Source organism: Desulfamplus magnetovallimortis (genome assembly GCF_900170035.1).
Classification (GTDB): domain Bacteria; phylum Desulfobacterota; class Desulfobacteria; order Desulfobacterales; family Desulfobacteraceae; genus Desulfamplus; species Desulfamplus magnetovallimortis.
On sequence record NZ_LT828554.1, the window covers coordinates 1 to 11,407 of the forward strand.

The following is an 11,407-nucleotide window of genomic DNA, read 5'->3' on the forward strand; positions in this document are numbered from 1 at the left end:
CGAAAGTCTTAGTAACAGCTTGTTTTAATGATGTCCCTATTATCGGCCAGAGAGTGGGGCAGAATAAACAAGTGTATGAACTGCCCCTGATGGCTTGAGGTCACTTCTGAACAGATCTATTGTTTTACATCGGAAACTCAGGGATTTTTCATTCTGGAATGATTTTATCAATTGAGCAAGCATTAGCGGGTCATGCTCTTTTTTTAAGCGGCACATGGTTAAATGAGGCCTGAAACTCCTTCTTTCCCTTGGAAATCCTCTACGTTCAAGTATGGTTGTAAGATTTGAATGTAGGTTGGAAATCTCCATGGTATCTCCCTTTAGTCCGCTCCAAAGTACTCCTGCTTTTTTGACTGAAGGGAAAACGCCGCATCCTGAGGCAAATAGTTTGCAGCTCGGGGCCTGGGATGCTGCAATGTTCATGGCAGCCTTGATATTTGCAACTTGCTCCATATGGATATTTCCAAGAAAGCTAAGGGTAAGATGCATGCTGTCAGTTTTTGTCCATGAACCTGTAATATCAGGAAATTTGGTTCTGATATCACTTTGGAGCTTTTGCAGAAAAAGTACAATTGAATCTGGCAGGGATATGGCAATAAATGCCCGAAAAGAACCGGTAGCTGGCATGGCGACCTCCTTTTATTTAAGAAATTTTTCAATGTTAACAGGCTCTTCTATCTGTTTCTCCTTCAGCATTATAGCCTCTGTCTGTTTCCAGGCATCAACATTGATTTTACCTGTTTCCCATGACTCTGTAGGTTTCACAAGTTTTCTTGTTTCAAAAATCTGTTTTTTTATTATATCACTGCTGCTGCTTTTATCCTTCTCTTTCACTAATTCAAGGGTAATGGCTTCATTTTCAGGATTCATGGCAGCATCCCATCCTTCAATTAGAGCATTAAGAAATTTTTTTACAGTTTCTGGGTGTTGTTGTAACATTTTGCCAGATGTTATAACTGAGTTGGCCACAAAATTAACCCCAAAATCTGACGGGTTAAAAAAACCCACAGATTCCCCCTCCCTATACAGTTTATCCTCAAGAATGACTCCCTGTGAATTTCTGTAAACAGGCCATATTTCAACCTTTTTTCTCAAAAATGGCGTAAAGTCAAACCTGACACCTGTAATCCTAACCTCTCTTTTTTTGATGCCACCCAGAGTAAAAATTGTGTTCATTATGGTTTCATCATTACCGCCGAATGTGATGCCTATATGCCGTCCTTTCAGATCCTGAAGGGTTTTGATTTCAAACTCCTTGGTTCCGTCACTGTTTTTTCTGTAGATCCACTGCATGGGGTTTACCTGAAACAGTTGTGCAATGACATAGACATCTGCCCCCTTGTTAATTGCCCGAATGACCTGATCAGCAGATGCAACACCAAAATCAGCATATCCAAGTTCCAGTTCGTTTATGGCATTTTTTTCAGGGCTTCCTTCTTTTACAGTTACATCAATACCTTCAGCCCTGAAGTAACCTTTTTCGTCAGCATAAATATCTCCTGCCACGCTTGCATTAAAGAGCCACTTTAGCCTGTAGTTGATGTTGTTTTTTTCTGCATGCATAGGTTTGGGAATAGTTATTGTTATTCCAAAAAATATCAACAGAAGGATAGGAACCGTAAAAAAAAATGGTTTTTGATTGCGGGAATCATGATTTTTGTCAATGGGAAGATGAGTAGTTGAAGCAGTGAGTTTCATTTTTTTAGACCTCTTTTGTCAAGCTGGTGCTTTCTGCGGATGTTCCAAGCCATTTGGCTTTGATACGCTCTCCAACTGTTTCCAGAAAACCCTGGTATATCGAAATAACAATACCTATCATCAAAAGGGCTATCAATATTTTTCCAAGATCACTTTGATAAAGGGCTACTCTTATACTGTAGCCTATGCCGGCATTTGCAGCAATAAATTCTCCCACAATGGTTCCGGCCATTGCAAGGGTGGCGCTTCCGGTTATAACTGTGGTAAGTTTGCCCAGGTTTTCAAATGCCCTTATTTTTATCTCCAGTTGCCAGCGCATTTTTCCGGTCACAAGATAGAAATGTTCCATATCTTTAACCGGTGACGCCATGATACCCAATACCGATAGAAGAAGAGGGAAATAGCATATCATGGAAGCAATAAGGAGGCGTGACAGAAAACCGTCGCCAAGCAGTATAAAAATAATTGGAGCCAGAGCCACAATGGGAAATGCCTGTATATTGTAGGCTGTAACTTTGATAAATGAACCTGTCCATGATGATTTTCTGCCGGCAATGCCAACTGCAAATGCCATAAAAATTGAGATGATCTGGCCAAGCAGGGTGACAGAAAGGGTGTTGATGACATCAAAAAAATATTGACCGAAATGGTCACAGGCAGTTTCAGCAAGTTCAGGCAGTCCAGGAATGACATAGTTGGAAAGGGAGAGCGTATATTTTATAATCATAAGAGAAATGATGCCTGTAAAATATACTATGATAAATTGAAATATCCGTTTAAAAAGCATTCATTATCTCCAGCATGGTGGTATCAAGGAGCTGTTTTATGGTGGTTTCAGGCTTATTGATATTTCCTTTTTTGTAATCAAGCCCTTTGACCATAGTGTATCTTTGCCGGTCAGATGGATTGGCAAATACAAGAATTTCGTTACAGAATCTTGATACTTCCATAAGATGGTGTGAAATATAAATGAACATTTTGTCAGGAAACAGCTCCTTGACAGTGAGAATGATCTCTGATCTTAGTTTTTCGTCAACATTGGCAAGGCTCTCATCCATTACAAGAAGATCAAAATCCTGTAACAGATAACGGATAAGGTTGATTCGATTCTGTTGCCCCATGGAAAGCTGGGAAAATCTAAGATGCATCACCTCTTTCATTGCAAATTTTTCAATCAGAATTTGTTTTAATGGCTCCCTAATGCTGTCGGTTACCCTGTCTATATGCATCTTTATGGTTGACCAGCCAGGAATACGCTCCAAGTTGTATGTGTAGAGAATCCTGTCAATATTTCGGGTTTCAATCTCTCCTGATGATGGTGCCTGCAAACCGGATATTACCCTTGCAAAGGTTGTTTTTCCAACACCGGATGGTCCAAAGGCAGCATTAAATCCGGGATTTTTCATGGAAAATGAAAGATTTTCTATGACAGAAGTGTTGCTTTGAGGATAGTAAATTTGCAAATTTTTGCAGGTTAGCTCCATATGCTTCTCCATTGGGCGGTGATATTTTCAATCTGTTTCTCTTTTATCGTTTTTTTGCAAAAAAGCAAAAAAGCAAAAAAGCTTGAATAGATATGAAAGATTACAAGTAGTTATATAATAATGATTTTGTGGAATAAATCCAACAAAAATTGCATCTTTCTTGCTTTCTTTTATTTTGAATGTCATTATAATAATGAGTCAGGTTCGGGGTATTCAACAACATAAAAGACAGGAAAGAATTATGAGAATATATAAACTAACATATAAAAAATGCCTGCTTGAACTGATGTTTCTCCTTATGCTGTGCTTGTTTATTAGCGGTCTGGCATTTGCAAAAACTGTTGCTCCTGAACAGCCGGTTATTCCATTTCAGGATATGGATGCAGAGGAGTTGATAATAGAAATCTCCCCTGATGAGATTTTCACAATTGACCCTCTTCTGATCATTCCGGATAAGGATCAGGGTAAGGAGGTCAGCCTTTTTGCCATGGCTTTGCACTCACAGTGGGCACTTGTCATGGGTGAATCCGGCTGGAAACTCTACATGGGTGAAGTAACAATGTTCAAGGAATTTGATCTGGGTGATACACTTCAGCAATTTGCCCTTGATGGAAATCGTCTTATAAACACACCTGGTGACAGCATAGACCTTTTTTATGGATATGCCATACAAGAGCCTTATTTTGCAGGAAATGCATTGCGGTTTAGAGTTGAATCTTCTGAGACAATACAATGTGATGAATTTCAAATCTGCTCAACTGCTATTGCTGTGAACAAAATAAACCCCGGTAAGTTACCATTGACTCCCATATCTAATAGATGCAGAGAAATTGTACCTTCTCTTGAGGTTTCCCATATCAAATCAGACAGTGAAGTAAAACTGTTTGCCGCACTCCTTATGGATGAAGGCATTATGTTAAAAACAGATCAGGGATGGGAAGAGTATTATGATGGAGACTTGATACCATTTATGTCGATAAATTCCGGCAATCCATCAATATCTGACGATATCTCAATGGAATCTCCATCGTTAATGACATTGACAGGGTTTGACTTTCCCCTCACCTTGCTGCCTGAGAATTATGAGGGTGAAGTGTTTTTGTATTATGCAGTTAATGTTGAGGGAAAAACAGAATTGCTTGGCAACGCACTTCGATTTCATATTTTACAGGATGAGCAAACAGAAAAAGAAGTTTTTGCTTTTGCCCAGAATACTAAATCAATTGATACTATTGCTTCCTGGGATTTGCCTTTGACAAAGATCTCTGATGCGTGCGATGTGATTTCTCCGTCTCTTTATGTTGCAGATGAAGATGCAGGGAACAAAGGAGAGCTTTTTGCAATCATAATTGTCGATAATGAAATAATAGTTAAATCTTCTGAAGGATGGAAACAATATGACGGGGCCGCTCTTTTTCCATTTGCCAGTACAACACTTGGAACCCAGGTCTCAGGTTTTGATCTGCCTCTTGCCATGCAGGATTCTTCAGGCTCATCAGGTGAAATTGGATTCCCTGTTATTCCCCATGACAGTGAAGTCGTTTTTTATTATGGCTGCCTTGTTAATCGTGAAACCCTCAAAGGTAATGCCATGCGTGTCAAAATTAGCCTTAATTGACATGTTCAGTTTCATTTTGTGAATAGGTTACACCAAATATCATATCTCCCAACCATTTTTTGAATGATGGATTATCGCTGAACTGCTTGAAAAGCTCAGTGTGATCAGCAATCAACTCTACCATGACACGTCCAAGTGCATTGTCATGCTCAATACGGGCATTCTGTTTGTCAGAGTTTTTCATGGCATTTTGATACGCAGGGTCAGCAGCCACTTTATCCGGAATTTTTTCGGTAATGACTTTCCCTATATCATCAGCATCTTTCCAGTTGATGTTTCCAAAAAGGTCATTGAATGTTTTGATGATATTGCTTAGTTGATCAAGCTCCGGTTCAGGCTTTCTGCCACCACCACCTGAAGGAACATAGAAACTTTCCACCGGCGTATAGTGCTTTAGCACATCAAGAATGAATCCTTCCTGAATCGCCTGCTTCATGGTGTAGCTGTGGAATGGATAATGCCTTACCCTGCCGTCCGGTTGTGGGTCAGGCTCTCCAAAAATTTCCAGAGTCTTGTTCTTTGGCGTTGCTGTAAAGGCAAAAGAGCTGGCATTGGTCAGCATTTTATGGCTTTCCATAAGCCTGTTGATTTTATCTTCTGTACTCTCTTCTTCATCCTGGTGAACCATGTAAGCCACTTCATTCTCAGCGGCCAGAAGCATTTCAGATGAGGCTGCGGTGATGATCTGATTTTTTGCAGAAAGTGCCATGTTCATTTTTGTGGCTGTCCGCCCGCCTTGGCTTGAGTGGGCTTCATCAATAATGATGGCAAAACGATTCTTTCTGTGGTCATCGCCAATTTCCGCCAGGATAAAAGGAAATTTCTGAACCGTTGTAATGATGATCTGCTTTCCCTGGTTGATAAAGCGACGTAGATCTCCAGAGCGTTCAGCGTGCCCGACCACATTACCAACCTGGGCAAATGACTTTATGGTGTCACGAATCTGTTTATCTAAAACACGGCGATCCGTCACCACAATAATGGAGTCAAAAACCGTTTTTTTAGCGTACTCCAGCCCCACCAACTGGTGTGCCAGCCAGGCAATGGAATTGGATTTACCGCTTCCTGCCGAGTGTTGAATCAGATAGCGTTTGCCTGCACCAAATCTCTCGGCATCTGAAAGAAGCTTACGCACAACCGCCAACTGGTGGTAACGGGGGAATATCTGCTTTGCCTTCTTTCTTCCTGTTTTTTCATCTTTTTCTTCAACAATCTGGGCATAGTTTTCCAGAATATCAGTGATGCGATCCTTGGTCAGGATCTCTTTCCATAGATAATCTGTTGCCAACCCTGCCGGATTGGGTGGATTGCCGGCACCGTCGTTAAATCCCTTGTTGAATGGCAAAAACCATGAACTCTTACCCTTAAGGTGGGTACACATGCGTACTTCATGGTCATCAACTGCAAAGTGAACCACACAGCGACCAAACTGGAACAGAAGCTCCTTGGGGTCACGATCATTTTTATACTGCTGAACAGCATCTTCCACCGTCTGTTTGGTCAGCTTGTTTTTCAATTCAAAGGTGGCAATGGGAAGACCGTTGATGAAAATCCCCATATCAAGAGCCAGTTGGGTTTCGCTACCACTGTACCGCAATTGACGGGTCACACTGAATATATTCTGAGCAAACAGTTCCCTGGCTTTCTCATTATTTGCTGTGGGAGTGCCATAGAAGAGTGTGATGGCGTCAGGGCCGTGTTTAATCCCTTTACGGAGCACATCAATAATACCCCGTTTGGCAATCTCTCCCTGTAAACGGTGTAAAAACTGAGTTCTTTTGGGGCAATCCTCTTCAAGGTAGAGGTGGCTTTCAATTTCAGGTTGAGTTACCTGAATGAATGAAGTGAGTTTTACAAGATCAACAGCGTGGGAACGATCATAATCCGAGGGGTTTCCCGATTGATAACCTGCTCCTTCGATCAATGATCTGACGATAATGCTTTCAAGTCCTGCTTCGCTTGTATCGGTGAATTTCATTTCTCGAACCCTTCCAGTAATTTTGAAATTTCATCCGGGCTTGGTAGTTTTCCTTTGAGAGCCTTTGGCAATATTTTGGTGATTTCATAGGTTGCCACTCCGATTGGCTTTTGGGCATCGTGCAACGCATACTCAACAATTGTGCGCTTTTTTTCTTTGCATAAAATAATACCGATGGAGGGGTTCTCATCTTCCATGCGCACCTGTCGATCCAGTGCGGTCAGATAGAATTGCATCTTGCCCACATATTCCGGCTGAAACTTACCAATTTTTAACTCAATGGCCACCAATGCTTTTAATCGGCGATGAAAAAGCAAAAGATCAATAAAAAATTCGTCTCCCTCCACCTCCAGCCGGTATTGACTGCCCATAAAGGCAAACATCCCGCCCATTTCCCGCAGAAACCCTTCAATTCTGGCGATCAAAGCTTTTTCCAATTCCCGTTCGCTGTGCTCTTCTCCCAACTCTAAAAAATCAAAGGTATATTCGTCCTTAACTGCCAGCTTTGCCTGAGCCTGTAATTCCGGTGTCAATGTGCGGTCAAAATTGGTTTGCCCCAGCAGTGATTTTTCATAACTCTGATTCTCAATTTGATGAATCAGCACATTTTTTGACCAGCCGAATTTACGAGTCATGCGGATATAAAATTCTCGTTGCTGAGGATCTTTACATTTGCTCATAATAACCAAATTATGAGTCCAGGCAATTTCTCCAACCAGTGGTTGGAGTTTTTTGCTTTCGTGATATTCCTGATAAAACTGACGCATATACCACAGATTCTGAGCTGAAAAACCCCGGATTCCAGGGAATTCTTTTCTCAAATCCGTAGACAATAGTTTTACGACAGACTTTCCCCAGCCTGACTGTTCTTGTCGCTCCACAATCATTTTGCCAATATCCCAATACAAGCCGACTAATTCCTTGTTGACGGCCTTCAGTGCTTCGTACTGGGCAAAGCGAACTCGATCTTTGACACTGAGTAACAACAGGCGATAACCTTCAGGCACTTCCGGAAAATCTTTCTTTTTCATCCCTCAATCTCCTCCGCAACCGGTTCATCTTCAGATTCTTCTTCCTGGGCTTCCACATCGGCCTCAACAGGCTCAAAATCGGGAATTTTTATGGAGCGGACATCAACTTTGCCTGTAACTACATCGGAGATAAGGCGGGTGCGGTATTCCTGGATAAGTTCGATTTCTCTTTCTGCACGGGTGATAGTTTTATCTATGAGAGAGTTTTCTTCTTCAATAAATTTAGCTATCTGTTCTTGTTCATTTAAGGGAGGAACAGTGGTTCTCAAATTTTGAATTTTTTCAGCCGATATTCCTGGTTGAGCTGCAGCTTCTGAATATTGATTCAGATTCATAAATATCAACATATAATAATACCAATTGAGACATATATCTTTTTTGAGAGTAACCACCACAGCATGTTCAGTTGCCCAGAATTGACCTTTTACACGATGTATATTGCCACATAATGCACCTTGCCTACCAAGCAGAAGAAAACTTCCAGATCGATTAAATCTATGATAATACCCTCTTATTCCATTGCCCCCATAAACTGGATATTGACCCTTTTCTTCAATCTCTACAGAAGTAAGATTGTCACCACTTTTCATTTTAGCAATATGTTTTAATTTTCTTAGATTCCAATGCTCTGGTATCTCACCAATCCACTCAACCCCACTATCTTTCATTTTAACATCGGGATTGATTCCTTTGGTTACCGCCTCATTGATGATGTTCTGTTTCTGTTCTTTCAGTAGAGAAATGAGTTTCTTCTTGGCTTTTATGAATTTGTTGATTTTTGAGGATTGCCAATCGAGGTATCGGGAGATTAGATTCTGCTCATGTATTGGAGGAATGGTGAGCCCCAACCGTTTGAAGTCTTTCCAAGAAAGATTCTGTCGAAGTCCAGAGCCCAATCCGTAGAAGACTTTCATTAAATCAAGCCCATGCAATTGCCAGTGATTAAAATTTGAGCGATCTGGATTTAATGATTTTAGACAAAGATATGCAGAAGTAATTATTCCTTTATCTTTTACCAAACCAGTTCTTAAGCTTGTATGGTCATTTTGCATATCTGTTGAACGGATAATAATGTCCCCAGGTTCTACAATTTGATAAGTCTCAAACGATTCAGGAACTAAACCTCTGAGCTTTTCTTCTGGCTTGATGATTATTTTACCGTAGCTTAACGAGAGAATCCTTTTTTCAATAAGGCCAATATTTTTATCTAATTTTTCTTTGTAAATTGCATGACCAGGCTTAGTTGTCCAATGTTCAGGAATGCACCCCAACCAAGGCACACCCGAATCCTTATACTTAGGATAAGCCTCCATCAATCAGCCTCCCCGACTATCGCTTCAAGCAGACCTTCGGTTTCCTGCTCAATGGCAAAGATATCTGCTTTTATCTCATCCAGAGTCCGCATTGGAATAGGTTTATAGAAATGTTTGGTGAATGATATCTCGTAGCCGATCTGGGTTTTGGATTTATCCACCCAGGCATCGGGAGTATATGGCAGCACCTCCCGTTCAATAAAGGCGGGTATGCCTCCATCCTCCAAAAGGGGAACCTGCTCTGAGTCTCGTAAATTGGTATCTGGCTCATACTCAACTACAGCTTTTTTGCCGTTTATTGTGGTTTCATAAAGGCCGTAAAGTGGATTGGCTTCTATTTTGCCTTTTTTATGGCTCTTTTTGATCACCGCCTCTGCGGATTCATCAATTTCACTCATGGTTCTGGCGATTGTTTTCTTCTGTCCTGCGGTGGCTTTGATATCCTGATCGTTCATTGCAGAGTCAATTTTATCCATGAACAGATTGTAATCTGTAAACACCTCTTCACCGACAATAGTGAAGATCTCTTTTGCAATATCATGCAGTTTTTTCTTGTCTCTTAATTGTTCAACCCGTTTTTTGGTAAATTGACTTTTAAGGCGTAGTGGGCGTTCTACGATCACCTTGTAATACCCGAATGCCTCGTTTGTGAAGATCTTGGATTGTTCAGTTTTTTCCGGCTGGCTTATCAATTTACAGATATTTTGGATATGGCTCTCGTTTAATTCACAGTTCTTCTTACCCATGTTTTTGCGGAGGGACTGATACCAATTGGTTGCATCAATAAGCTGAACCTTACCTTTGCGTTCCTTGGATTTTTGGTTTGTCAGCACCCAGATATAGGTTGAGATACCCGTGTTGTAGAAAATGTTCTCAGGAAGAGCTATGATCGCCTCAAGCCAGTCATTTTCGATGATCCATCTGCGGATATTACTTTCACCTTGCCCGGCGTCACCGGTAAAAAGAGAAGAGCCGTTGTGAACTTGTGCAATGCGGCTGCCAAGTTTACTGCTGGTTTTCATTTTCATCAGCTTGTTGACAAGAAACATGAGCTGTCCATCGCTGGATCGGGTGAGCATCTTGTATTCTGGATCATCTCCATACTCTATAATGAAGCGTGGGTCTTTTATATCACTCTTTCCGCCCATGCGTTCAAGATCGGTTTTCCAGCTTTTGCCATATGGAGGATTGGAGAGCATGAAATCGAATTGATTAGAGATAAAAGCATCGGCTGACAGTGTTGAGCCATATTTGATATTATCCGCCTCTGCACCTTCTCCTTTAAGCAAAAGATCTGCTTTGGCTATGGCATAGGTTTCGGGCTGGATTTCCTGCCCATAAAGATGTATGGAAACTTCCTTTCCTGTCTCTGAAGCGAGATTTTGCAGACGATCTTCTGCAACGGTCAGCATACCTCCAGTTCCACAAGCACCGTCATAAACAAGATAGGTTCCTGATTCGATTTGGTCGGCAATGGGGAGAAAGATCAGATCAGCCATCAGTTTCACCACATCACGGGGAGTGAAGTGTTCTCCAGCCTCTTCGTTGTTCTCTTCATTGAATCGGCGGATCAGTTCCTCAAAGACGGTTCCCATGCTGTGGTTATCTAACCCAGGGATCTTCTCGTTGCCATCAGCATCCAGCACTGGCTTTGGACTGAGATTGATATCTGGATTCAAATACTTTTCGATCAATGCACCGAGAATCTCTGCCTCGACAAGTGTTGGTATCTGGTTTCTGAACTTGAACTTATCCAGAATTTCCTGAACATTTGGAGAAAAGCCGTCAAGATATGCTTCAAAGTCTGCTTTTAATTGTTGGCGTTTTGCCCGATTTTTTAGATCCTTCAGTGTAAAAGGAGAGCTGTTGAAAAATGCTTCACCAGAAGCCTGGCAAAGTGCAGCATCCTGATTGGCGATACCTGCTGAATCAAGAGTCTCTTTCATTTTTAGGACAGCTTCTTTAGTGTGCTCAAGAAGAGCATCGAGTCTTCGGATAACGGTCATCGGTAGAATTACGTCACGATATTTCCCACGGACATAGACGTCTCTTAAGACGTCATCTGCGATGTTCCAGACAAAGTTTACTATGATGTTTTGGGTTGTATGGTTCATGTTAAACTTTCTATGTTATTTCTAGAGATTTTATACTAAAATACGACACCTATGATCTTTTGAGTTTTGTCAATACAGTCTGAATCAGGATACCCAAGATTTTCAAAATCGACACCTATGATCTTGTAAGCCTTGTCAACACTGTCTGAATCAGGATTCCCAAGATTAACA

9 protein-coding genes are annotated in these 11,407 nt (G+C 41.3%); 1 reads left to right on the plus strand and 8 read right to left on the minus strand.

Annotated elements, in window-relative coordinates; all coding sequences use genetic code 11:
* Nucleotides 1-39: 39 nt before the first annotated feature.
* The 4 genes from thpR to MTBBW1_RS20110 are packed head-to-tail and all read right to left on the minus strand — an operon-like array spanning nt 40 to nt 3,182.
* Entirely contained in the window at nt 40-627 is a 588-nt protein-coding gene (gene thpR / locus MTBBW1_RS20095) for an RNA 2',3'-cyclic phosphodiesterase (protein ID WP_080806482.1), read from the minus strand.
* Nucleotides 628-639: 12 nt separating this feature from the next.
* Nucleotides 640-1,698 carry an ABC transporter substrate-binding protein gene (locus MTBBW1_RS20100; protein WP_245809487.1) on the minus strand — a complete coding sequence of 353 codons (1,059 nt, stop codon included), beginning with the start codon at nt 1,696-1,698 and terminating at the stop codon, nt 640-642.
* Between the two features lie 4 nt (nt 1,699-1,702).
* Nucleotides 1,703-2,485: an ABC transporter permease gene (locus tag MTBBW1_RS20105; protein ID WP_080806485.1), complete on the minus strand. Its 783-nt coding sequence runs from the start codon at nt 2,483-2,485 to the stop codon at nt 1,703-1,705.
* Nucleotides 2,475-3,182, minus strand: a complete 708-nt coding sequence (locus MTBBW1_RS20110; protein ID WP_080806487.1) for an ATP-binding cassette domain-containing protein — start codon at nt 3,180-3,182, stop codon at nt 2,475-2,477. The genes MTBBW1_RS20105 and MTBBW1_RS20110 overlap by 11 nt, the downstream gene beginning before the upstream one ends.
* Nucleotides 3,183-3,423: 241 nt before the next feature.
* On the opposite strand from MTBBW1_RS20110, the gene MTBBW1_RS20115 reads away from it, so the two are divergent.
* The gene (locus MTBBW1_RS20115) at nt 3,424-4,800 is read left to right on the plus strand and encodes a hypothetical protein (RefSeq protein ID WP_080806489.1); all 1,377 of its coding nucleotides are present in this window, start codon (nt 3,424-3,426) and stop codon (nt 4,798-4,800) included.
* Here the strand turns inward: MTBBW1_RS20115 and MTBBW1_RS20120 are convergent.
* From MTBBW1_RS20120 to MTBBW1_RS20135, 4 genes are read right to left on the minus strand one after another with little or no spacing between them, the layout of a single operon-like run.
* Nucleotides 4,793-6,778, minus strand: coding sequence for a type I restriction endonuclease (locus MTBBW1_RS20120; RefSeq protein WP_080806492.1), 1,986 nt, complete (start codon nt 6,776-6,778; stop codon nt 4,793-4,795). The two genes, MTBBW1_RS20115 and MTBBW1_RS20120, sit on opposite strands and share 8 nt — an antisense overlap.
* A complete protein-coding gene (locus MTBBW1_RS20125; protein WP_080806496.1) occupies nt 6,775-7,809 on the minus strand; it encodes a PDDEXK nuclease domain-containing protein in 1,035 nt (344 codons plus the stop codon). Before MTBBW1_RS20125 ends, MTBBW1_RS20120 begins: the two co-directional genes overlap by 4 nt.
* Entirely contained in the window at nt 7,806-9,122 is a 1,317-nt protein-coding gene (locus tag MTBBW1_RS20130; RefSeq protein ID WP_080806498.1) for a restriction endonuclease subunit S, read from the minus strand. The genes MTBBW1_RS20125 and MTBBW1_RS20130 overlap by 4 nt, the downstream gene beginning before the upstream one ends.
* Complete coding sequence (locus MTBBW1_RS20135) at nt 9,122-11,236, minus strand: type I restriction-modification system subunit M (RefSeq protein WP_080806500.1); 2,115 nt, start codon at nt 11,234-11,236, stop codon at nt 9,122-9,124. Before MTBBW1_RS20135 ends, MTBBW1_RS20130 begins: the two co-directional genes overlap by 1 nt.
* Nucleotides 11,237-11,407: the final 171 nt, after the last annotated feature.